Source organism: Rhodococcus sp. 852002-51564_SCH6189132-a, from assembly GCF_001665495.1.
GTDB lineage: Bacteria > Actinomycetota > Actinomycetes > Mycobacteriales > Mycobacteriaceae > Rhodococcus > Rhodococcus pyridinivorans.
In genome coordinates this window covers 102,009-124,919 of record NZ_LZMJ01000037.1, presented here as the reverse complement: position 1 = coordinate 124,919, position 22,911 = coordinate 102,009, and the positions used below count along the sequence as shown (strand labels likewise).

22 protein-coding genes are annotated in these 22,911 nt (G+C 69.4%); 3 read left to right on the top strand and 19 right to left on the bottom strand.

The genetic code is table 11. The features are described 5' to 3' along the window. Positions 1-139: 139 nt before the first annotated feature. On the bottom strand, positions 140-1,171 hold the full coding sequence (locus tag A5767_RS08600) for an esterase/lipase family protein (RefSeq protein WP_064852089.1): 1,032 nt from the start codon (positions 1,169-1,171) through the stop codon (positions 140-142). Between the two features lie 386 nt (positions 1,172-1,557). Here A5767_RS08600 and A5767_RS08595 point away from each other — a divergent pair, with 386 nt between their 5' ends. Beyond that, positions 1,558-2,064, top strand: a complete 507-nt coding sequence (locus A5767_RS08595) for a hemerythrin domain-containing protein (protein ID WP_231913147.1) — start codon at positions 1,558-1,560, stop codon at positions 2,062-2,064. A gap of 37 nt (positions 2,065-2,101) precedes the next feature. Here the strand turns inward: A5767_RS08595 and A5767_RS08590 are convergent, their stop codons facing one another. The 16 genes from A5767_RS08590 to A5767_RS08515 form a co-directional block, all read right to left on the bottom strand. Beyond that, the gene (locus A5767_RS08590; protein ID WP_033096606.1) at positions 2,102-4,120 is read right to left on the bottom strand and encodes a primosomal protein N'; all 2,019 of its coding nucleotides are present in this window, start codon (positions 4,118-4,120) and stop codon (positions 2,102-2,104) included. Between the two features lie 17 nt (positions 4,121-4,137). Then, positions 4,138-5,352 (bottom strand): methionine adenosyltransferase, encoded by a 1,215-nt coding sequence (metK, locus tag A5767_RS08585; RefSeq protein ID WP_064852087.1) that lies wholly within the window; start codon positions 5,350-5,352, stop codon positions 4,138-4,140. A 134-nt stretch (positions 5,353-5,486) separates the two neighbouring features. Then, positions 5,487-6,770: a bifunctional phosphopantothenoylcysteine decarboxylase/phosphopantothenate--cysteine ligase CoaBC gene (gene coaBC / locus A5767_RS08580; RefSeq protein ID WP_064852086.1), complete on the bottom strand. Its 1,284-nt coding sequence runs from the start codon at positions 6,768-6,770 to the stop codon at positions 5,487-5,489. Beyond that, a complete protein-coding gene (gene rpoZ, locus A5767_RS08575) occupies positions 6,767-7,069 on the bottom strand; it encodes a DNA-directed RNA polymerase subunit omega (RefSeq protein WP_006551452.1) in 303 nt (100 codons plus the stop codon). The genes coaBC and rpoZ overlap by 4 nt, the downstream gene beginning before the upstream one ends. 76 nt (positions 7,070-7,145) lie before the next feature. Then, on the bottom strand, positions 7,146-7,697 hold the full coding sequence (gene gmk, locus A5767_RS08570; RefSeq protein WP_041803328.1) for a guanylate kinase: 552 nt from the start codon (positions 7,695-7,697) through the stop codon (positions 7,146-7,148). 64 nt (positions 7,698-7,761) lie between these two features. Next, complete coding sequence (gene mihF / locus A5767_RS08565) at positions 7,762-8,082, bottom strand: integration host factor, actinobacterial type (protein ID WP_006551450.1); 321 nt, start codon at positions 8,080-8,082, stop codon at positions 7,762-7,764. A 429-nt stretch (positions 8,083-8,511) separates the two neighbouring features. Continuing rightward, the gene (gene pyrF, locus A5767_RS08560; RefSeq protein ID WP_064256308.1) at positions 8,512-9,354 is read right to left on the bottom strand and encodes an orotidine-5'-phosphate decarboxylase; all 843 of its coding nucleotides are present in this window, start codon (positions 9,352-9,354) and stop codon (positions 8,512-8,514) included. After that, positions 9,351-12,695, bottom strand: a complete 3,345-nt coding sequence (gene carB / locus A5767_RS08555; RefSeq protein WP_064852085.1) for a carbamoyl-phosphate synthase large subunit — start codon at positions 12,693-12,695, stop codon at positions 9,351-9,353. The genes pyrF and carB overlap by 4 nt, the downstream gene beginning before the upstream one ends. Then, a complete protein-coding gene (gene carA / locus A5767_RS08550; protein WP_064852084.1) occupies positions 12,696-13,877 on the bottom strand; it encodes a glutamine-hydrolyzing carbamoyl-phosphate synthase small subunit in 1,182 nt (393 codons plus the stop codon). A 117-nt stretch (positions 13,878-13,994) separates the two neighbouring features. Next, positions 13,995-14,486 carry a PH-like domain-containing protein gene (locus A5767_RS08545; RefSeq protein WP_064852083.1) on the bottom strand — a complete coding sequence of 164 codons (492 nt, stop codon included), beginning with the start codon at positions 14,484-14,486 and terminating at the stop codon, positions 13,995-13,997. An 8-nt stretch (positions 14,487-14,494) separates the two neighbouring features. Beyond that, positions 14,495-15,808, bottom strand: coding sequence for a dihydroorotase (locus A5767_RS08540; RefSeq protein WP_064852082.1), 1,314 nt, complete (start codon positions 15,806-15,808; stop codon positions 14,495-14,497). 44 nt (positions 15,809-15,852) lie between these two features. Continuing rightward, complete coding sequence (locus A5767_RS08535; RefSeq protein ID WP_064852081.1) at positions 15,853-16,794, bottom strand: aspartate carbamoyltransferase catalytic subunit; 942 nt, start codon at positions 16,792-16,794, stop codon at positions 15,853-15,855. Further along, positions 16,791-17,408: a bifunctional pyr operon transcriptional regulator/uracil phosphoribosyltransferase PyrR gene (pyrR, locus tag A5767_RS08530; protein ID WP_024100783.1), complete on the bottom strand. Its 618-nt coding sequence runs from the start codon at positions 17,406-17,408 to the stop codon at positions 16,791-16,793. The genes A5767_RS08535 and pyrR overlap by 4 nt, the downstream gene beginning before the upstream one ends. A gap of 208 nt (positions 17,409-17,616) precedes the next feature. Continuing rightward, entirely contained in the window at positions 17,617-18,126 is a 510-nt protein-coding gene (nusB, locus tag A5767_RS08525) for a transcription antitermination factor NusB (RefSeq protein ID WP_006551442.1), read from the bottom strand. Then, on the bottom strand, positions 18,127-18,690 hold the full coding sequence (gene efp / locus A5767_RS08520; protein WP_006551441.1) for an elongation factor P: 564 nt from the start codon (positions 18,688-18,690) through the stop codon (positions 18,127-18,129). Positions 18,691-18,724: 34 nt separating this feature from the next. Beyond that, positions 18,725-19,822 carry a M24 family metallopeptidase gene (locus A5767_RS08515; RefSeq protein ID WP_064852080.1) on the bottom strand — a complete coding sequence of 366 codons (1,098 nt, stop codon included), beginning with the start codon at positions 19,820-19,822 and terminating at the stop codon, positions 18,725-18,727. Positions 19,823-19,897: 75 nt separating this feature from the next. Here A5767_RS08515 and A5767_RS08510 point away from each other — a divergent pair, with 75 nt between their 5' ends. After that, complete coding sequence (locus tag A5767_RS08510) at positions 19,898-20,494, top strand: B-4DMT family transporter (RefSeq protein WP_064852079.1); 597 nt, start codon at positions 19,898-19,900, stop codon at positions 20,492-20,494. 118 nt (positions 20,495-20,612) lie between these two features. Then, positions 20,613-21,215, top strand: coding sequence for a TIGR03086 family metal-binding protein (locus A5767_RS08505; RefSeq protein ID WP_082937629.1), 603 nt, complete (start codon positions 20,613-20,615; stop codon positions 21,213-21,215). A 22-nt stretch (positions 21,216-21,237) separates the two neighbouring features. On the opposite strand, the gene aroB is transcribed toward A5767_RS08505, so the two are convergent. Further along, positions 21,238-22,347: a 3-dehydroquinate synthase gene (aroB, locus tag A5767_RS08500; protein WP_064852078.1), complete on the bottom strand. Its 1,110-nt coding sequence runs from the start codon at positions 22,345-22,347 to the stop codon at positions 21,238-21,240. After that, entirely contained in the window at positions 22,344-22,910 is a 567-nt protein-coding gene (locus tag A5767_RS08495; protein ID WP_006551436.1) for a shikimate kinase, read from the bottom strand. The genes aroB and A5767_RS08495 overlap by 4 nt, the downstream gene beginning before the upstream one ends. Position 22,911: the final 1 nt, after the last annotated feature.

Genomic DNA, 22,911 nt, shown 5'->3' with positions numbered 1-22,911 from the left:
CCAGTTTTCGACGGCGATGACCTCTCACAGTCTAGGGAGTCGACGTCGTGCGACCTGCATCACCGCGCCGGGCGGTCACCTCGAGGAGGCCGGCACCGGAGAGCATGGAGCTCAGGCGTCGGAGCCCGAGCGCCCGCGCTCAGGTGTTGGACTGGAGGATCAGTTCGGGGATACCGGTGCCGAGCGCGACGGTGGTGCACTCCCCGATCGCGTACCGGTCGGGGTCGAGCGCGTGCCGCGCGAGCTGCAGCGAGAAGGGGTCGTAGACCATGTTGAAGTGGCCGGTCAGATCTTGCGGGCACAGCTCCTGGATCACGTGATTGACGGCGCCCTCACCATGGAGTGCGACATTGCCGGCGGGCTGGATGACCTCGTCGACCTCGCTACCGATGGTCGTGTAGCGCACGCCGGGCACGGTGTCGGTGGGTGTGTTGAGTTCGGTGAGCAGTTCCGACCCCTGAAGCTGCTGCACGAGGGCGACGGAGAACTCGCCCTCGACGATGTCGGTCGCTCCGGGCAGCGCGGCGACGGCGGCCCCGATGCCGTAGAAGGTGCCTCCGTAGCTCGGCGACGCGATCCCCACCCACCGGTCGACGACCTCGCCACCCCCGAGTTCGTTGATGTAGTAACGGGCCACCGTGGCTCCCTGTGAGTAGCCGACGACGTCGACCTCCTCCGCACCGGTCGCGTCGAGGACCTCGGTGACGAACTCACCGAACTGTGCTGCGGAGACGCGGATGTCGCCCGTGCCGTAGTCCTCGGCACCGTCGGCGAACCCGTAGTTCAGGGCGAATACGCACCAGCCTGACGCGGCGAGCAGCGGCGAGAGAGCAGCGAAGTCGGAGTAGGCGTTGGAATCGGTGCCGTGCGCGAGCACCACCGGATGAGGGCGCTCCTCGGACGGCACGCACGCGAAGTCGTTGCTACCGGCGGGGGCGACATCGGGGTTGTTCTCGGCGTATTCGGCCGCTTCGGCGTGCCCGGTGGCCACCGGTCCCGCCGGGACGGGCACGCTGCTGTACGACCCTTCCCCGAGACCGAGGATCGGTCCGTCGTCGGACGGGAGCGGCTGCGCCGCCGCTGCGCCCATAGTCAGTGCCGCTGCACCCACAGTCAGCATCGCGACGACACACGCTCCGACGACACCACCGACACTCCGCCCGGCACCCATTCGTCCGCCCTCTCCTCCTGCGCCTCCCCGGCACCTACGGAAGTAGATCGGTCACAATCACCGGCTCCGTTACTGTGACAAATAATATCCCCGGCAACGCGTGTCGCTGTCGTCCGTATGTACGGCAGCAGCCGGCGGGACTTGCTCTCGGTCCACGCCGGATCGACACTGGGAACAGCCTCCGTCGACGGACACTCCACCGATCCCGACGGATCCGCCGATACCCGAATCATGGGAATCGCGCACTCCGCCCTCCGCCGCGCCCCTCCTCCGCATCGAGGTCGCCACCTCGACGAAGACATGGCAGCAGACCCACCGAGTGGCTCTCGCCCACCACGTGTTGTGGATGATGGATTTCCTTCACCATCACCACTGGTCCGAGGACCGTGGGCTCTATCCCCGTGGTGCAGTGCAATCCCGACGCGGCACCGCTCGTGGAGAGGATGAACGCCGACCACCGCACCATCGAGCCTGCGATCGCCCCAGTCGAGGAGACGGCACGCGATCTCCGCGCCGACCGCCCCGGCTCCGGCGAAGCACTCGGTGCAGCACTGTCCCGCTTGTCCGAGGTTCTGCTCCCCCATCTCGAACGTGAGGAGCGGGAGATGATGCCGCTGGTCCCGACCAGCATCACCGACGCGCAGTGGCGCGCGTGGGACCAGGAGTTCAGTATCGAGCCGAAGGGGATGCAGCAGCTCGGCAAGGAAGGGAACTGGCTCATCGACGGTCTCGACGGCTCCTCGCGCGATCACGTCGTGCACCTCGTGCCGCCCGTACCGCGTTTCGTCCTGCTGCGCATCCTGGGCATTCGACATCGCCACGACTTCGCGGCGCTGTGGAAGGGTACGGACGCCGCATCCATTCCGTCGCAACCGATTCCGAAAGCGGCCTAGGCCGGCAGCGGAGATCCGCGCCCCCTCCGCGGCCGGGTCAGCCGATACGCGGCGGATCCACCTGAACCCGCAGCGGACCGTCCGCGCGACGCGCCGTGCGGGTGGCCTGGGCGTCGCGCAGGGCGCGACCGAGTGCGCGACCGCGCTCGCGTGCGACCCGCACGATCATCCGGTGCACGTCCTCCGGTTCGGGTCCCTCGGATCCGAACGGCAGTCGTTGCCCCGGCGGGAGCGGCACGGGCCCGAGCACCTCGGCTCCATCGGGCAGGTGTGTGGCCTCGAGCAGTTCGGCGACCGCCGCGGACGACCCGTCGATCGCGGCCATGTGGACCGCGGGCGGGAAACCGACCTCGGCTCGTTCGGAGACCTCGGACTGGGCGTGTCCCACGGGATCCCAACGCACGAGCGCCTGCACGGTGGGGATCCCGGAATCGGCGACGACCACGACCTGTCCCCCGTCGGCGAACGACCGTACGAGCGCCGATGCGGTGAGCCAGCGGCGCATCGTCTCCTCGGTGGCGCGCAGATCGGCACGGCCGAGCAGGGCCCACCCGTCCAGGAGCAGCGCCGCCCCGTAACCGCCCTCGGCGACGGGTTCGGCGCCCACGGTGGAGACGACGAGCGACGCCGAACCGGGCACGGTGTGCTTGACGTCGTTGCCGCCGGAGGTCACGACCGGCACGCCCGGAAAGGCGCGGCCCAGTTCTTCGGCGGTGCGGGCCGCCCCGACCACCACGGCCCGCAACGAGCGCGCGCCGCACGCGTGGCAGCGGTGACGCGCATCGGCGACACCGCACCAGCGGCAGGCCGGGATCGCGGCACCGTCGGGACCGGCCGCCGTGGGCAGTGCGAGCGGGCCGTTGCAGTGCCGGCAGCGGGCGGGTGCCCGGCACTTTCCGCACGCGAGCGCGGGCACGTATCCGCGCCGCGGTACCTGCACGAGCACCGGGCGGTCGACCGCGAGAGCGGATCGGGCGGCGGCGAACGCGATGGCAGGCAGTCGCGCGGCACGCGCGGCCGGATCCCGTGCGAGTGCGTGGTCGCTGTCGGCGAGGGCCGTGACCTTCGGCGCGCACGCCCGTACGACGTCGCGGGGTGCCACGAGATCGTGTGCCCAGCCGGCCTCGACGAGCGCCTGGGTCTCCGCAGTGCGGGCGTGCCCGGCGATCACGATGGCGGCACCGACCGCGTGGGCGCGCAGAGCAGCCACTTCGCGGGCGTGCGGATACGGGGACCGTGGTTCGCAGTGCAGGTCGTCGCCGTCGTCCCACACCACGAGGAGCCCGAGATCGGGGGTCGGGGCGAAGACGGCGGCCCGGGTCCCGACGACGATGCGCGCGGATCCGCGCAGCGCCGCAAGCCAGCGTCGATACCGTTCGGCCGGTCCGAGGCCGGCGGCGAGGCCGACGACGTGATCGGCCCCGGCGACGTCTGCACACGCCTTCACGAGACGGTCGAGGTCACGCTGGTCGGGAACGACGAGCACGGCCGCCTTCCCCGAGGCGAGGGTCAGTGCGGCGAGTTCGGCGAGCCGTCGGGGCCAATCCTCACCGGGCAGCGCCTGCCAGGACGCGCGCGGGGCGCGGCCGCCGCCGAGCGCTTCGAGGAAGTTCTCGCCGTGCCGGTACCGGCCCCACGCGGCAGGATCGATCTCCGGAACAGGCGGAGGTTCCGGTGGGCGCGACGCCTCGGCTTCGACACGTGCGTGTCGCGGAGGTACCGCCAGACGCAGCACGTCGGCCCGGGTCCCGGCATAGCGGGTCGCGACTTCCTCTGCCAGAGCAGCGATCTCGGGCGTGAGGACCTGCTCGGACGAGACGACGCGGTCGAGTCGGCCGAGCTTGCCGGTGTGATCGCTCGTCGCGGCGCGTGCGAGCAGGAAACCGTCGACGAGACGTCCGGCGAAGCGGACGCGGACGCGGACGCCCGGGCGGGCGTCCGCGTCCAGGTCGCGCGGGATCAGGTAGTCGAACTCCCGGTCGAGGTGCGGAACCGGTAGCAGCGGGAGAACCCGCGCAACCGGATCGACCTCGGCGGCGTCGAAATCAGCAGCCACCCGGGCCCGATCGGAATCTACAGACCGGCGGCCGCGCGCAGCTTGTCGGCGCGGTCGGTGTTCTCCCACGGCAGGTCTATGTCGGTACGGCCGAAGTGGCCGTACGCAGCGGTCTGCGCGTAGATCGGGCGCAGCAGGTCGAGATCACGGATGATCGCGCCCGGGCGCAGGTCGAAGACCTCGCCGATGGCCTGCTGGATGCGGGCCGGGTCGGTCTTCTCGGTGCCGAAGGTCTCGACGAACAGACCCACCGGAGCAGCCTTGCCGATCGCGTAGGCGACCTGCACCTCGATGCGGTCGGCGAGACCGGCGGCGACGGCGGTCTTGGCGACCCAGCGCATCGCGTAGGCGGCCGAACGGTCGACCTTCGACGGATCCTTGCCGGAGAACGCGCCACCACCGTGGCGGGCCATGCCGCCGTAGGTGTCGACGATGATCTTGCGGCCGGTGAGGCCGGCGTCGCCCATCGGACCGCCGAGGACGAACGATCCGGACGGGTTGACCAGCAGACGCACATCGGCCGTGTCGAGATCGGCCAGGTTCGGGTCGGCGAGCACCGCGTCGACGACGTGGGTGCGCAGATCCGGCGTGAGCAGGTTGTTCAGATCGATGTCGGCGGCGTGCTGCGTCGAGATGACGATCGTGTCGAGACGGACTGGCTTGTCGCCGGCGTACTCGATGGTGACCTGGGTCTTGCCGTCGGGACGCAGGTACGGCAGAACCCCCGACTTGCGGACCTCGGTGAGCCGGCGCGACAGGCGATGTGCGAGGGAGATCGGCAGCGGCATGAGTTCGGGCGTATCGGAGCAGGCGTAGCCGAACATCAGGCCTTGGTCGCCGGCGCCCTGGCGGGCGACCTCGTCGTCGGTGAGCACACCGCTGCGCGCCTCGTGCGAGACGTCGACGCCGCCGGCGATCTCGGGCGACTGCGCGCCGATCGCGATGTTGACACCGCAGGAGTTGCCGTCGAAGCCCTTCGACGACGAGTCGTAGCCGATCTCGAGCACCCGATCGCGGACGATCTTGGGGATGTCGGCGTATGCCGAGGTGGTGACCTCACCGACCACGTGCACCTGGCCCGTGGTGACGAGGGTTTCCACCGCTACCCGGGCACGAGGATCCTCGGTGAGGAGCGCGTCGAGAACCGAGTCGCTGATCGCGTCACAGATCTTGTCCGGATGCCCTTCGGTCACGGACTCACTGGTGAAAAGACGACCGCCGGTCTTGCTCACGAAACTCCCTCTCGACTGTGCGCCAGGCGCTGGACGGACAAACCGTATGGAGCATGCGCTCCCCGATCGGGTCGGCAGGACCCGATCGCAGTGCCGACGCTACTGCTCCGCAGGCGTCGGCGCGAGTATTGAAATCACCCGATTCTGCTGCGTTCCGCCAGCAGAGGTCCCAGCGCGTCGAGCACGCGGCTGGCCATGAGGGCCTTCGACCCGTGGGCGAGGGCGGTTTCCGAACCGTCCGCGGACAGCAACCAGCCGTTGTTGTCGTCGACCTCGAAGGCCTTACCTTCGCCGACGGCATTGACGACGAGAAGATCGCATCCCTTGCGGGCGAGCTTCTCGCGGGCGTAGGTGAGCACGTCTCCGTGTTCGTCGCCGGTCTCCGCTGCGAACCCGACGATGACCGTCTCGGCGGACAGGCCGCCTTCGGCACGCGCTCGGACGAGACCGGCGAGGATGTCGTCGTTCTTCGTCAGCGCGATGGAATCGGGTTCGCCCTCACCTTTCTTGATCTTGCTGGTCGCGAAGGTGAAGGGCCGGAAATCGGCAACGGCCGCGGACATGATGACCGCGTCGGCACCCGAGGCGTGCTTGGCGACGGCGTCCTGCATCTGAGCGGCCGTCCGGACGCGCACGACGTCGACCGCGGCCGGGTCGTCGAGACCCGAGACGCTGCCGGCGACGAGCGTGACGTCGGCGCCGCGCTGAGCGGCGAGACGGGCGAGCGCGTAGCCCTGCTTGCCGGACGACCGGTTGCCGAGGAAGCGCACCGGGTCGAGGGGCTCACGGGTACCGCCGGCGGACACGACGATGCGGCGACCGGCGAGGTCGCGGGGCAGCGCGTCGGCCCGCTCGAGCAGCAGCGAGGCCAGATTGAAGATCTCGTCGGGTTCGGGCATGCGCCCGGCACCGGTGTCCTTGCCCGTCAGCCGACCCGAGGCCGGTTCGACGACCACGGCACCGCGGCGACGCAGCGTCGCGACGTTGTCGACGGTCGCGGGATGCTCCCACATCTCGGTGTGCATCGCGGGCACGAACATCACGGGGCACCGCGCGGTGAGCAGGGTGGCCGTGAGGAGGTCGTCGGCGCGACCCGCGACCGCCCGCGCCATGAGGTCGGCGGTGGCCGGAGCGACGACGACGAGGTCGGCCTCCTGGCCGAGCCGGACGTGCTGCACCTGCGGCACCTCGGCGAACACACCGGTCTGCACGGGATTGCCGGAGAGCGCCTCGAAGGTGGCGCGCCCGACGAATTCGAGGGCGGACTCCGTCGGGACGACCCGCACGTGGTGTCCGCTCTCGGTGAAGGCCCGGATCAGTGCGCAGGACTTGTAGGCGGCGATGCCACCGGCGACACCGACGACGATGCGGCGGCGCTGCACGGATCCGGCCTCGCCGCTCGAAGCGGGGTTGCTCACTCGCCTTCGGTGTGCTCGAGCAGATCCGAGTGGATCTCGCGCAGGGCGATCGACAGCGGCTTCTCCTGCAGACCCGGCTCCACGAGGGGGCCGACGTACTCGAGGATGCCGTCGCCGAGTTGGTTGTAGTAGTCGTTGATCTGGCGTGCCCGCTTGGCGGCGTAGATCACCAGCGCGTACTTCGAGGAGGCGCGCTCGAGCAGCTCGTCGATAGGCGGGTTGGTGATACCCGTGGGGGTGTCGTAGACCGGAAGGGTGTTGCCCTCGAGGTCGGTCGCGGCTGCCTGGATGCTGCTCACTCGGTGTTCTCCTGAGAGGTCGCGGGATGGGAGGGCGCCGGAACCGGCAGCCGGATGCGCTCGAGGCGCGGACGGATCAGTCGGCTCCGGGTCCAACCAACAAGGATACCAATTCATCGCAGGCCCGGTCGACATCGTCGTTGACGATCACGACGTCGAACTCGTCCTGCGCGGCCAGTTCGCTGCGGGCGGTATCGAGCCTGCGAGCGACGACCTCGTCGGTTTCGGTGCCTCGGCCGGTGAGGCGCTCGACGAGCACCTCCCAACTGGGCGGGGCGAGAAAGACGAGGACCGCGTCCTGCATCGCCGCACGGACGGCCCGTGCTCCCGCGAGGTCGACCTCCACGAGCACCGGATGCCCCTCGGCGAGTGCGTCGAGCACCGGTTTGGCCGGAGTACCCGATCGCTGCAGGCCGCCATGGATGTCGGCCCATTCGAGCAGTTCACCGGCTTCGATCATCCGGTCGAACTCGGCGCGGCCGACGAAGTGGTAGTCCACCCCGTCCACCTCACCCGGTCGCGGGTCCCGGGTGGTGGCCGAGACACTGAAGTGCAGATCCGGGATCCGGCTCCGCAGAAGGCGTACGACGGTCGACTTACCCACCGCGGAGGGTCCGGCCAGTACCACCAGCCGGCCCCTCCGCGTTGCGGGTGCGCTGTCCGTCACGGGTCGTGCGTCAGCTACCACGTGCTCAGGCGTCGAAATCGAACCTGGCGAGCAGGGCCTTGCGCTGACGGTCGCCGAGGCCGCGCAGACGGCGGGTCGGGGCGATCTCCAGCTCGGTCATGATTTCCTGCGCCTTGACCTTGCCGACCTTCGGCAGGGCCTCGAGCAGCGCCGACACCTTCATCTTGCCGAGGATCTCGTCGTTCTCGGCGTCCTTGAGCACCTGCTTGAGGTCGGTGCCGCCGCGCTTGAGGCGCTCCTTGAGCTCAGCCCGGGCACGACGGGCAGCAGCCGCCTTCTCCAGAGCAGCGGCGCGCTGCTCATCGGTCAGCTGGGGAAGGGCCACGGTTCCTCCGTCTCATCGTTGGCTTTCGAGTCTTCACCGCTGTAACCAGCGGCGATAGCGACCGTACTCACGACCACCGACGAATGCGAACCCACCCCCCGGCGATCCGCTCGAAAATCCGTGCGGTAGTGCACGCCGTTCCCGCAGTGGATCCCGCACCCCCCGATCGGCGTCCAGGCATCGCCACGAACTGCCCCAACAGAGAAAAACCCCAGGTCACCGGTAATCTGCTGCGACGGAGGGGGACGCATCGGGTCGGGCGGCTCCCCTACTCACCGGCCCACTGTTCCGGCGCCTCGGCGGGCCGAGAAATTTTTTTCCCATTCCGCGTGTCGCGCCACTCCGAGCGCAGGTCAGAGTGCATACGAGCGGTATGTACGACTCGTGCCCGGACCGCGCGTGGCGATCCGGGCACGAGAGTCGAACGTCTCAGTCCGTCAGGAAGGCGAAGCCGTCCAGCGTGCGGGTGACGGCGGCCCGCAGGTCGGCGACGGACGGGCCGGCCCGCAGCACGTCGCGTGAGACGTTGGGCACGACCGCGCGCAGGTGGTCGCCTGCGAGTCGTCGCACGTCGTCGGCGGTGCCGCCCTGGGCCCCCACTCCGGGCATCAGGATAGGCCCGTGAAGGTCGGACAGGTCCGGCGCCTCGGTAAGGGTCGCACCGACCACCACACCCACGGAGCCGAGCCCTGCGGCCCCGTCCGTGCGGGCAGCGCTGTTGCGATCAGCGCACTCGTCCACCACGGCCTGCGCGACGGTGCGCCCGTCGTCGAGCCGCGCGCGCTGGAACTGGGCACCCTCGGGATTGGAGGTCGCCGCGAGCACGAACACCCCGCGGCCCGTTCCGGCGGCCAGATCGAGCGCCGGAGCGAGCGAACCGAACCCCAGGTACGGGGAGACGGTCACCGCGTCCGAGCACAGCGGAGAGCCGTCCGACAGCCAGGTGCGCGCATAGGCGTCCATCGTGGAGCCGATGTCGCCGCGCTTGGCGTCCGCGAGGACGAGCACCCCCGCATCCCCCAGGTCGGCGATGGTGCGTTCGAGCACCGCGAGACCGGCGGAGCCGTAGGCCTCGAAGAACGCCACCTGCGGCTTGACGACCGCGACGGTGTCGCCGAAGGCCTCGACGCACAGTTCGCTGAACCGGGCCAGGCCGTCGACGTCGTCGCCGAGCCCCCACGCGGTGAGGAGCCCCGGGTGCGGGTCGATTCCCACGCACAGCGGCCCGCGGCGCCCGAGAGCGTCCGCGAGTCGCTGCCCGAAGGGTGTCACGCCTGTTCGGCGGGTACGCCGCGCAGCCGCGCGTGCATCCGCTGGATCGAGCTGACTCCGATCTCACCGCGCAGTGCCGCCTCGATACCCTGCACGGCCGCGGAGGCACCCTGCACCGTGGTGACGCACGGGATGTTCGCGGCGACCGCCGCACTGCGGATCTCGTAGCCGTCCACACGCGGACCGGCGTTGCCCCAGGGGGTGTTGATGACCATGTCCACGTCTCCGGCGCGGATGCGGTCGACGACGTCGAGTGCGCCTTCCGGCTTGTCCTCGCCGGAGACCTTGTGGACCTGCTCGCAGGGAACACCGTTGCGGCGCAGCACTTCTGCCGTTCCCACGGTAGCCATGATGTGGAAGCCCAGGTCGGCGAGGTGCTTGACCGGGAAGATCATCGACCGCTTGTCCTTGTTCGCGAGCGAGACGAAGACCGTGCCCGAGGTCGGCAGGGAGCCGTAGGCGGCGGTCTGGCTCTTCGCGAACGCGGTTCCGAAGTCGTCGTCGAGGCCCATGACCTCACCGGTGGACTTCATCTCCGGGCTGAGCAGGGTGTCGATGCCCGTGCCGTCGGCACGCCGGAACCGGTTGAAGGGCAGCACCGCTTCCTTCACCGCGACCGGTGCGTCGAGCGGGATGTCGCTGCCGTCGCCCTCGGCCGGGAGGATGCCCGCGGCACGCAGTTCGGCGATGGACTCGCCGAGCATCACCCGGGCGCAGGCCTTGGCGAGCTGCACCGCGGTGGCCTTGGAGACGAACGGCACCGTGCGGGAGGCCCGGGGGTTCGCCTCGAGGACGTAGAGGATGTCGTCCTTGAGCGCGTACTGGACGTTGAGCAGGCCCTTGACGCCGATGCCCTTCGCGAGCGCGGCCGTCGAGCGGCGGACGTTCTCGATGTCGGCGCGGCCCAGAGTGATCGGCGGCAGCGCACAGGCCGAGTCGCCGGAGTGGATGCCGGCCTCCTCGATGTGCTCCATGATTCCGCCGATGTACACGTCGGTGCCGTCGCACAGCGCGTCGACATCGATCTCGACGGCGTCGTCGAGGAAGCGGTCGACGAGCACGGGGCGGTCGTCGGAGATCTCGGTGGCGTTGGAGATGTAGGTCTCGAGCGCCTTCTCGTCGTAGACGATCTCCATGCCGCGACCACCGAGCACGTAGGACGGGCGCACCAGCACCGGGTATCCGATGCCGGCGGCGATCTCGCGCGCACCCTCGAAGGTGGTGGCCGTGCCGTACTTCGCGGCCGGCAGGTCGGCCTCGTCGAGCACGCGACCGAACTCGCCGCGGTCCTCCGCGAGGTCGATGGCCTCGGGCGAGGTACCGACGATCGGCACCCCGGCGGCCTTCAGTCGACGCGCCAGGCCGAGCGGGGTCTGGCCGCCCAGCTGGACGATGACGCCGGCGACGGTGCCGGACTCGCACTCGGCGCGGTAGACCTCGAGGACGTCCTCGAAGGTCAGCGGCTCGAAGTACAGGCGATCGGCGGTGTCGTAGTCGGTCGAGACCGTCTCGGGGTTGCAGTTGACCATCACGGTCTCGTAACCGGCCTCCGACAGCGTCAGCGCGGCGTGGACGCACGAGTAGTCGAACTCGATGCCCTGGCCGATGCGGTTCGGGCCGGAACCGAGGATGAGCACCTTGGGCTTGTCGCGCTGCTCGACGACCTCGGTCTCGGCCGCGGGGTCGAGCTCGTAGGTCGAGTAGTGGTACGGCGTCTTCGCCTCGAACTCGGCCGCGCAGGTGTCCACGGTCTTGTAGACCGGGTGGACGCCCAGCTCCTGACGGAGGGCACGGACATCGTCCTCGGAGGCGAACTGTGCCGGGCGCAGCGCCGCGATCTGCCGGTCGGAGAAACCGTGGTGCTTCGCATAGCGCAGCTCGGTGGCACCGAACTGCTCGGCCGTGCGGACGTCCTCGCCCAGCTCGACGATGTACGCGAACTGCTCGAGGAACCACGGGTCGATCTTCGTGGCGTCGAAGAGCTGCTCGACGGTCGCACCGAGCTCGAGCGCCCGGGCGATCCGGTAGAACCGGCCGTCCGTGGGAGTGCGGATCTCTTCGAGGATCTCCTCGAGGGTGCCCTCGACCTCGGGGCCGGTCCAGAAACCGGCGGACTTGGTCTCGAGCGAGCGCAGCACCTTGCCGAAGGCCTCGGTGAAGTTGCGGCCGATCGACATGGCCTCACCGACCGACTTCATGGTGGTGGTGAGAGTGCCGTCGGCACCGGGGAACTTCTCGAACGCGAACCGCGGGGCCTTGACCACGACGTAGTCGAGGCTCGGTTCGAAGCAGGCCGGCGTTTCCTTGGTGATGTCGTTGACGATCTCGTCGAGGGTGTAGCCGATGGCGAGCTTGGCGGCCATCTTCGCGATCGGGTAGCCGGTGGCCTTCGACGCGAGCGCCGACGACCGCGACACGCGCGGGTTCATCTCGATGACGACGAGCCGGCCGTCGCGCGGATCCATCGCGAACTGGATGTTGCAGCCGCCGGTGTCGACACCGACCTCGCGCAGGATGGCGATCGAGAGGTCGCGCATCTTCTGGTACTCGCGGTCGGTGAGCGTCATCGCGGGGGCGACGGTCACCGAGTCGCCGGTGTGCACACCGACCGGGTCGACGTTCTCGATCGAGCAGACGATGACGACGTTGTCGGCACCGTCGCGCATGAGTTCGAGCTCGTATTCCTTCCAGCCGAGGATGGATTCCTCGATGAGCACGTTCGCGGTGGGCGAGGCCGCGAGACCACCGCCGGCGATGCGCTCGAGGTCGGCGTCGTCGTAGGCCATACCGGAGCCGAGGCCGCCCATGGTGAAGGACGGTCGCACCACGACGGGGAAGCCGAGTTCGGCGACGGTCGCACGGACCTCGTCCATCGTGTAGCAGACGGCCGAGCGAGCGGATTCGCCGCCGCACTTGGTGACGATGTCCTTGAACTTCTGCCGGTCCTCGCCGCGCTGGATGGCGTCGAAGTCGGCGCCGATGAGTTCGACGCCGTACTTGTCGAGGATGCCGCGCTCGGACAGCGCGACGGCGGTGTTGAGGGCGGTCTGGCCGCCGAGGGTCGCGAGCACCGCGTCGATCGGGGTGCCGCTGGCCTGCTCGGTCGCGATGACCTTCTCGACGTAGTCGGCGGTGATCGGCTCGATGTAGGTCGCATCGGCGAACTCGGGGTCGGTCATGATCGTGGCCGGGTTCGAGTTCACGAGGGAGACCCGCAGGCCCTCCTCGCGGAGCACCCGGCACGCCTGGGTGCCCGAGTAGTCGAACTCGCAGGCCTGCCCGATGACGATCGGGCCGGACCCGATGACCAGGACGTGGGAGAGATCGGTACGGCGTGGCATTTAGTTCTTCTCTCCCTCGAGCAGGCGGGTGAAACGATCGAACAGGTCGACGGCGTCGTGGGGACCGGCCGCCGCCTCGGGGTGGTACTGCACGGAGAACGCCGAACCGTCGAGCAGTCGGACGCCCTCGACGACACCGTCGTTGGCGCAGGTGTGGGTGACCTTCGCGCGCCCGAACGGGGTGTCGAACTCCTGGCCTGCCTCACCTTCGAGCGCGAAGCCGTGGTTCTGGGAGGTGATCGCGATCTGCCCGGTCTCGTGGTCGATGACCGGGATGTTCAGGCCGCGGTGGCCGAACTTCATCTTGTAGGTGTTCAGGCCGAGCGCGCGACCGAGGATCTGGTTGCCGAAGCAGATACCGAACAACGGCAGCCCTTGGCCGAGGATCTCCTTCGTCAGGTGCACCACGTCGCCGACCGCCGCGGGATCACCGGGACCGTTGGACAGGAACACGCCGTCGGCCTTCAGGTCGAGGATGTCGTGCAGGGTCGTGGTGGCGGGGAGCACGTGCACGCGGATCCCGCGCGCAGCCAGCAGTCGCGGGGTGTTGCTCTTGATCCCCAGGTCGAGGGCCGCGACGTCGAAGCGCGCCTCACCCTCGGGTTCGACGACGTAGCCGCTGGTGGTCGTGACCTCACGTGCGAGATTCGCGCCGAGCATCGGAGGCTGCGCCTTGACGCGGTCGAGGAGGGCGTCGATGTCGAGGTCGTCGCCGTTCCAGGCGAGTGCGTCGCCCGAGAAGATTCCCGCGCGCATCGAGCCGAGGGTGCGCAGGTGCCGTACCAGCGCGCGGGTGTCGATGCCCGCGATCCCGACGACCTTCTGCCGTTCGAGTTCGTCCTGCAGGGTACCGGTGGCGCGCCAACTCGAGGTGGTGCGCGACGGGTCGCGCACCACGTAGCCGGCCACCCAGATCTTCGAGTCGGCCGCGTTGCCGTCGGGGCCGACCGATTCGTTGTCCTCGTCGTTCCAGCCGGTGTTGCCGATCTGCGGTGCCGTGGCCACCACGATCTGGCGGTGGTAGCTCGGGTCGGTAAGGGTTTCCTGGTAGCCGGTCATTGCCGTGGTGAACACGGCCTCGCCGAGCGTCTGGCCGACCGCGCCGAAAGTGGTGCCGCGGAAGGCACGTCCGTCCTCGAGGACCAGCACCGCGGTGCCGCCGCCGAATGTTCTGCCGCTCATGCGTTGTCTCCGTTCTTATCGACCGCACCAGAGCCGGCCGCGCGGGCTGAGATCTCGCGTGTCGTGATCGTCGTGTTGTTCGTCGTGATCGTCATCGTCGTTGTGATCGTCACCGTCTCAAGATTTTTCGTCCGACCCGCTCGTCCAGAGCGGGTAGATCGACTTGTCGTCCCCGCGGAAGCCGGTGTCGACCTCCGTGCCCGAGGGCAGCTGCCAGCGGATGACCAGCACCCCGTCCTGGGACATGACCTTGCCCGCCAGACCGCGTTCGGTGCGGATCGCGCGGATCGAGTCCTGCGGGATCCAGATCGGGGATGCGCCGTCGCGTTCGAGCAGGGCACCGGATCGGTATCGGGTCAGTTCCGCGTTGGCGCGGTGGCCGAGATCACCGACCGCGATGCGGTCCTGCCAGCTCGGCGCGAGCGTGCTGCCGACGTACAGACCGGTGGTCGGCTCGACGAGCCGCTCCCCCAGCTCCGCCGGCACGGTCGGCAGTTCGCCGACCACGTCCTGCTGGCGTCGGGCACGTCCCTTCCAACCCTTCCACATCAGCAGGACGAGCACGACCCAGAGCGCGAGGAAACCGACGGTGATGAGAACGCGATCCATGTCGGTTCCTACCTTTCGGTCGAGCGCGGGAACACCGCACCGTCGCGGGCGGTGATCCGCCCGCGCAACACAGTGGTGGTGACCCGGCCCGGCAGGGTCATGTCCTCGTAGGGCGTGTTGTGGGAGATGCTCGCGAGGTCGGGACCGTGCACCGTCCACTCGGTATCCGGGTCGACGAGCACGATGTTCGCGGGTTCGCCTACCTCGAGGGGCCGGCCCTGATCGTCGAGGCCCACGATCTCCGCGGGACGCTCGCTCATGACCTTCGCGACGCCGCGCCAGTCCAGCAGGCCCGGCCGGACCATCGTCTCGATCACGACGGACAACGCCGTCTCGAGCCCGAGCATTCCCGGACGTGCCTGTGAGAACTCGCAGCACTTGTCCTGTTCGGCGTGCGGGGCGTGGTCGGTGGCCACACAGTCGATGGTCCCGTCCGCGAGGCCGCGTCGCAGTGCTTCGACGTCGCTCCGCTCCCGCAGGGGCGGGTTGACCCGGTTGATGCCGTCGTAGCTCTCGAGACGCGAGTCGTCGAGGAGCAGGTGGTGCGGCGTGACTTCGGCGCTGATCGCGATGCCCTGCGAGCGTGCCCACCGGACGAGCTCGACGGTGCCGGCCGTCGACGCGTGGCAGATGTGCACGCGGGCTCCGGCGTCGCGGGAGAGCAGCGCGTCGCGGGCGACGATGGACTCCTCGGCGGCACGGGGCCAGCCGGTGAGGCCGAGACGCGCCGCGGTCGGTCCTTCGTGCGCGACGGCACCGACGGTCAGCCGCGGCTCCTCGGCGTGCTGGGCGATGAGCACGCCGAGCGAGGCCGAGTACTCGAGCGCTCGACGCATCAGCAGCGGGTCGTAGACGCACTTGCCGTCGTCGGAGAACATCCGCACGCCACCGACACCGGCGGCCATCGTGCCCATCTCGGCGAGCTGCTTGCCCTCGAGTCCGACGGTGACCGCACCCACGGGGTGGACGTCGACAAGCCCGACCTCGCGGCCGCGGCGCCACACGTGGTCGGTGACGACCACCGAGTCGGCGACCGGATCGGTATTGGCCATCGCGAACACCGCGGTGTACCCGCCGCGCGCCGCGGCGGCCGAGCCCGAATCGACGGTCTCGGTGTCCTCGCGGCCCGGTTCGCGCAGGTGCGTATGCAGGTCGACGAAGCCCGGGAGCATGATCTGCCCCGTGCCGTCGACGATCTCCGCGTCGTCGCCGACCTCGAGGTCGGTTCCGACGGCGAGGATCTGCTCGTCGCCGAGCAGCACGTCGACCGGATCGCCCTCGCCGTAGAGGCGGACGTTGCGGATGAGCACCTGCGGCGTCACCTGTGTGTCTCCTGTTCCTGTGTCTCCCGGATGGGAAGTGTGGGTCACGACAGGCTCCCTTCCGTGCCCACGAGCAGACGGAAGAGCACCGCCATCCGCACGTGGACACCGTTGCTCACCTGCTGCAGCACAGCGCTCTGCGGGGCGTCGGCGACGGGGAAGCCGATCTCCATGCCGCGGAGCATCGGGCCGGGATGCAGGATCACGGCGTGCTCCGGCAGCAATGCCGCGCGCGTGGCGTTGAGTCCGTATCGAATCGAGTACTCGCGGGCGGACGGGAAGAACCCGCCGTTCATGCGCTCGGCCTGCACCCGCAGCATCATGACCGCGTCGAGGGTGGGAAGTTCGGCTTCGAGCGAATCGGCGACCGTCACCGGCCAGGTCTCCACCCCCACCGGCAGCAGGGTGCGGGGAGCGACGAGCACGACCTCGGCGCCGAGCATGCTCAGCAGCAGCGCGTTCGACCGGGCGACACGGCTGTGCAGCACGTCGCCGACGATGCCGATCCGGCGGCCTTCGATCGAGCCGAGACGCTGGCGCAGGGTGAGCGCGTCGAGCAACGCCTGAGTGGGATGTTCGTGGGTACCGTCGCCGGCGTTGACCACGGCCGGTCCGGAGCCGGATTCGTTGGTCCACTGCGCGATCCGGTGCGCGGCACCGGAGGCGGAGTGACGGACCACCAGCGCGTCGGCGCCGGCGGCGTGCAGGGTCAGCGCGGTGTCGCGCAGCGATTCGCCCTTCTTCACCGACGAACTGGACGCCGAGACGTTGATGACGTCAGCGCTCATCCACTTGCCGGCGACCTCGAAGGACACGCGGGTGCGGGTGGAGTTCTCGTAGAAGACGGTCATGATGGTGCGGCCGCGCAGCGTGGGGAGCTTGCGCACCTCACGCCCGAGCAGTGCCTGCTCGAACCGCTCGGCCTCGTCGAGAAGCCCCGTCGCGGAGTCCTTCGTCAGATCCGCGATGGTGAGCAGGTGTTTCACTGGGACTTGCCTCCGGAGATCTCGACGGCGTCGCGCCCGTCGTGTTCGGTCAGCAGCACGCGGACGTCCTCGCTGCGCGCGGTGGGGACGTTCTTGCCGACGTAGTCGGCCCGCAGCGGCAGTTCGCGGTGGCCGCGGTCGACGAGGACCGCGAGTTGCACCGCGCGGGGTCGTCCGAGATCGCGCAGGGCATCGAGCGCGGCGCGGACGGAGCGTCCCGAGAACAGGACGTCGTCGACGAGGACGACGAGGGTGTTGTCGACTCCGCCCTCGGGCACCGAGGTGCGCTCCAGCGGGCGGTGCGGCTTCGTGCGGAGGTCGTCGCGGTAGAGCGTGATGTCGAGCGAGCCGACCGGGACACGGACGCCGGCGAATTCCTCGATGCGGTCGGCGAGGCGCTGGGCGAGGGTGATCCCGCGGGTGGGGATGCCCAGGAGTACGACACGCGGTGCGTCCTCGGGGGTGTCGAGAGCGGTCTTCTCGATGATCTGGTGTGCGATACGGGAGATCGTCCGGTGGACGTCGGCAGCGGAGAGCAGCTCACGCGCCGGCACGCCGGTACCGGAGGACGTAGTGGGGGTAGAAGCTGTGGACCCGTCCTCGGACACGGCCATACAGCGACCTCCTTCTCCGCCTCACTGGACGGATCGTTAAAGGATGCCTGACAGTTGTCGAGCCTATCAGCGTCGACGTCCGCCCCGGCACGGATGACGGGTGAAGCGCAACACAGGCCCGGATGCGTGAGCGGGCCCGGCGGGAGTCTTCCCACCGGGCCCGCTCACGGTGCCTCGTGTCGTCGCTCACCCGAGAAGGGTGACGAAGTCAGGACTCGTTCGAGCCCTGATCCTGCGACTCCTGCGCCGGCCGGGCGAGGGTGGCAGCGGCTGCTGCACGCACCTGGTCGGCGACAGTGACGATCTGACCCAGCACCCCGTTGACGAAGGCCGGCGAATCGTCGGTGGACAGCTGCTTCGCCAGCTCGACCGCCTCGTCGACGGCCACCACGGGCGGCACGTCGGTCGCGTGGAAGAGCTCCCACACCGCGATGCGCAGGATCGCGCGGTCGACGGCGGGAAGGCGGTCCAGCGTCCATTCGTGCAGGTGATCGGCGATCACTCGGTCGGTCTCGTCGAGGTTGTCGGCGACACCGCGGATGATGGTCTGCGCGTATGCCGGCACCGGCGCGACCTGGTCGTCGTCGATCGCGAGTTCGACGCGATCGGCCGCGAGGTCGACGGGGTGCACGTCGCGGGCCTCGGCCTCGAAGAGCAGGTCCACGGCGCGCTTGCGGGCCTTGTGGCGGGCCCCGAGCTTCTTCTGGTTACCGGACACTCAGGAATTCACTCGCCCGAGGTAGCTGCCGTCGCGGGAATCGACCTTGAGCTTGTCGCCGGTGTTGATGAACAGCGGGACCTGGATCTCGGCGCCGGTCTCGAGGGTCGCGGGCTTGGTGCCGCCGGTGGAGCGGTCGCCCTGCAGGCCCGGATCGGTGTGCTGGACGACGAGCTCGACCGTGACCGGGAGCTCGACGAACAGCGGGACGTCCTCGTGCGTGGCGACCTGCACGGGCATGTTCTCGAGCAGGAAGTTGGCGCTGTCGCCGAGCAGTTCGGGCGAGATGGTGATCTGGTCGTAGGTCTCGCCGTCCATGAAGACGTAGTCGGTGCCGTCGTTGTAGAGGTAGGTCATGTCGCGGCGATCGACGGTGGCGGTCTCGACCTTGACACCGGCATTCCAGGTCTTGTCGACGGTCTTGCCCGACGTCACATTCTTGAGCTTCGTGCGCACGAAAGCAGGACCCTTGCCCGGCTTGACGTGCTGGAACTCGATGATCTGCCAGAGCTGTCCGTCGATTTTCAGAACGAGGCCGTTCTTGAAGTCACTGGTATCAGCCACTTGGTTCGTGTCTCCTAGGGTCGAGGAACCGCCCTCAAATGACGGTCAATGTCTTGTCGGTGAGCGTGAGCAACTCCGGAGTATGCTCCCGCACCACGAGCGTGTCTTCGATCCGCACGCCTCCGCGCCCCGAGAAGTACACGCCCGGCTCGACGGTCACCGCCGCACCGGCGACAAGTGTACCGGTCGCCGCGGCGCCGATTCCGGGCGCTTCGTGGATCTCGAGGCCGACTCCGTGGCCCAGCCCGTGCAGGAACAGGTCGGCGTAGCCGGCCTCGGCGATCACGGTGCGCGCGGCGGCGTCCACCGCGGCGCAGTCGACACCGGGCGCGAGCGCCTCGCGTCCGGCCTGCTGCGCGCGCAGGACCAGCTCGTACAGGTCGCGCTGCCAGTCCGCGACGCGGCTCAGCACGTAGGTGCGCGTCATGTCGGAGTGGTAACCGCCGATCTGCGCCCCGAAGTCGAGTTTCACGAAGTCGCCCTCCGCGAGGACCGCGCCGGTCGGGCGATGGTGCGGGATCGCCGAATTGGCACCGGCGGCGACGATCGTCTCGAAGGAGATGCCGTCGGCACCGTGCTCGAACATGCGCCATTCGAGATCGCGGGCGACCTCCTTCTCGGTTCGACCCGGACGCAGACCGCCCGCCGCGATGAGGTCCGCCAGTGCGCGATCGGCCGCACCGCATGCCTCGCGCAACAGACCGATCTCGTGTTCGTCCTTCACGGCCCGCAGGTGTTCGACGAGCCCGGGAGCGGGAACGAAGCGGACGGACACGCCGAGCTCGCCCCACCGCGACCGTTCGTCGACCGTGACGACGTGACTCTCGAATCCCCAACGCGCAGAAACTGTTCCGAACTCGGTGACGAGGTGAGCGGCCGACGACCGGGCGATCACGGCCCGCAGGTCGGGGACCTGCTCCCCCACCTGCGTGACGTAGCGGCCGTCGGTGCAGATGACGGTGCGCGTCTCGTTCTCGTCGTCCTCGGTGGAGACGATCAGCGCCGCGTTGGATCCCGTGAAGCCCGTGAGGTAGCGGATACCGGTCAGATCGGTCACCAGCAGCGCATCGAGTTCGCGTTCGGCGAGCAGCGCACGCAGCGCTCGACGGCGGGAGGCGTGGTCGGCAGACATATCGCTCAACCTACCGCGATCACGGCTGTGGGACGGGACACACTGTCGGCTTCGCCACCCGTTACGCTGAGGTACATGAAACCCTGGTTGCTCCGCGGACTCGGGCTCGCCCTGGTCCACGTGGTCGTGCGCGTCCTGCTCGGTGCCGCTCTCATCCAGTGGCCGTTGCAGGGATCGGTACTGCGCTGGCTGGGCTTCGCCGTGGTGGTCGTCGCAGCGTTCGTCTGGGCCGGTCTCGACGGCATCCGCGACCACCGCGCCCATCCCGACGCCGACGAGGGCGACGACCTGACGATGCGCTGGCTCGCCGCCGGTGCGGTCACCGGCCTGGTGGGCGGGGTCCTCACCTGGCTCGTCGACACCGTCACCCCGATGCCGGTGGGTGTGACGTCCCTGTTCTTCGAGATCACCTCCGGTGCCGCGTTCACCGTGCTTCTGGTATTCCTGCCGGCGATGGCGGCGGTGACGCTGGGCCGGTTCTTCGCGCGCCGGAACGAGCGCAAGGCCGCCCGCGACGACGACTGGTCGGTCCACCGCGATCACCACGCGCCCGCAGGCGTCGGAGCGGCCGCGGTTTCCGCTCCCGCGAACTCCGCGCAGCAGACCGATCCCGCCTGGCGCAGCGACGACTCGCCCACCGAGGTGTTCCCGAGGGTCGATCCGAAACAGTGAGACCCGAGTAGTGAGACCCACAGCAGTGAGACCACCCGCCCCCGCACATCCGGGGGCGGGTGCTCAGTTTTCCGAGTTGTGACGGTCAGTAGAGGTAGCCGACCCCGAGGAGCCGACCATGACCGACATCACCGAGACGCTCGACCTGACTCCCGCGACCCGCCGGATGGAGCGCATCCTGGCGGGGATCGACGACGCCCAGTTGCCGGGGCCCACACCGTGTTCCGAGACCTCCGTCGGTGCGCTCGTCGACCACGTGCTGGGCCTGTCCCTTGCGTTCACGGCCGCGGCGCGCAAGGACATCGGCCCGCACACCGACACTCCCCCGCAGCTCACGAGCGAACTGCCGCCGGACTGGCGGCGTCACGTTCCCGACCGGCTCGGCGACCTCCGCCGAGCGTGGAGCGATCCCGCAGCCTGGGAGGGCATGACGCGCGCGGGCGGCCTCGACCTGCCCGCGCCGGTCGCCGGACTCGTCACGCTCGACGAACTCGTCGTCCACGGCTGGGACCTCGCCGTGGCCACGGGACAGCAGTACTCCTGCGAGCCCGACGAAATCGCCGCGTGTACCGCATTCGCGGAGAGCATCACCGACGAGGAACGCGTCGCCGACGGGGGCGGCCTGTTCGGTCCGGCCGTCCGGGTGGGCGACGACGCTCCGCCGCTGGAACGCCTGATCGGACTCACCGGGCGCGACACGTCGTGGAGACCGCCCGCATAGAACCAGGCGGTCGACCAGGTGGTCAGAGCAGTACGGTTCGCGCGTCGGCCTTGCCTTGGCGCGCGACCTCGGAATAGGCCGCCGCGAGCAGGGTCGGGTCGGGTCCCTCGAGCCTGCCGGGCTTCGCAAGTCCGTCGAGGACGACGAACCGAAGCATGCCGGCACGGTTCTTCTTGTCGGTCTGCATGCCCGCGAGCAGATCGGCGAAGGCGTCGGGATCGTAGGTGGTGGGCAGGCCGACGGATTCGAGGATCGCGCGGTGCCGGTCGGCGGTGGCGTCGTCGAGACGCCCTGCGAGCCGGCCGAGTTCGGCCGCGAAGACCAGGCCCACCGACACGGCGGCGCCGTGGCGCCAGCGGTACCGCTCGCGACGCTCGATGGCGTGGCCGAGGGTGTGACCGTAGTTGAGGATCTCGCGCAGGCTCGACTCCTTGAGGTCGGCCGCGACCACCTTCGCCTTGACCTCGACCGATCGCCGGATCAGCTCGGGCAGCACCGTCCCGGCAGGATCGAGCGTGGCCTCGGGGTTCTCCTCGATCAGGTCGAGGATCACCGGATCGGCGATGAAGCCGGTCTTGATCACCTCGGCGAGTCCGGCCACGATCTCGTTGCGCGGCACCGTCTCGAGGGTCGCGAGGTCGACGAAGACCGCCGAGGGCTCATGGAACGAACCGACGAGGTTCTTGCCCGCCTCGGTGTTGATGCCGGTCTTGCCGCCCACCGCGGCGTCGACCATCGCCAGCAGCGTGGTGGGGATGTGGTAGACCCGTACGCCGCGCATCCACGTCGCGGCCACGAAACCCGCGAGGTCGGTGGCGGCACCGCCGCCGAGGCTGATGACGGCGTCCGAACGGGTCAAGCCGATGCGGCCGAGCACCTCCCAGCAGAATCCGGCGACGGCCAGCTCCTTGCCGTCCTCGGCGTCGGGGATCTCGATGCGGTGGGCGTCGATGCCGGTCTCGGCGAGCGCCTCCCGCACGGCCTCGGCCGTCGCGGTGAGCGTCGGCTGGTGGAAGATCGCGACGGTCCGCGTGCCGGACAGTTCTTCGACGACCTCACCGAGCAGTCCCCGGCCGATGATCACCGGATAGGGCTGGGCGGTCTCGACGTCGATGCGTACCGGTTCGGTCACGGTGTGGGGCTCCGATCCTCGCTGATGGTCTGGCTGGTCGCGGCGTCCGCCGCTTCGAGTTTGGCGAGCACCTGCTGGACGACCCGCCCGGGGCTGCGGCCGTCGGTGCGCACCCGGATGGTCGCCGCCTGCCGGTACAGTGGGCGGCGGCGACGCATGAGGTCGCGGTATTTCTGGGCCGGATCACCACCGGCCAGCAACGGCCTGGTTCCGGCGGCGCCGACCGCGCCGGTGCGACGCAGTCCTTCCGCCACGCTGATCTCGAGATAGACGACGGTGTGTCCGGCCAGTCGCGCGCGGGTGCGCTCCGAAAGGATCGCTCCCCCGCCCAGGGACACCACACCGTCGTGGGTGTCGAGGGCGCGCGCGACCACCTCTTCCTCGGTCTCCCGGAAGGCCGGTTCGCCGTCCTGGGAGAAGATGTCGGGGATGGTCCGGCCGGTCACACGCTCGATCTCGGCGTCGGTGTCGAGCAACGGCAGCTCGAGCGCGTTCGCGACCCGACGACCGATCGTCGACTTGCCCGCTCCCGGCGGGCCGATGAGTACCAGGCGAGGCGACATG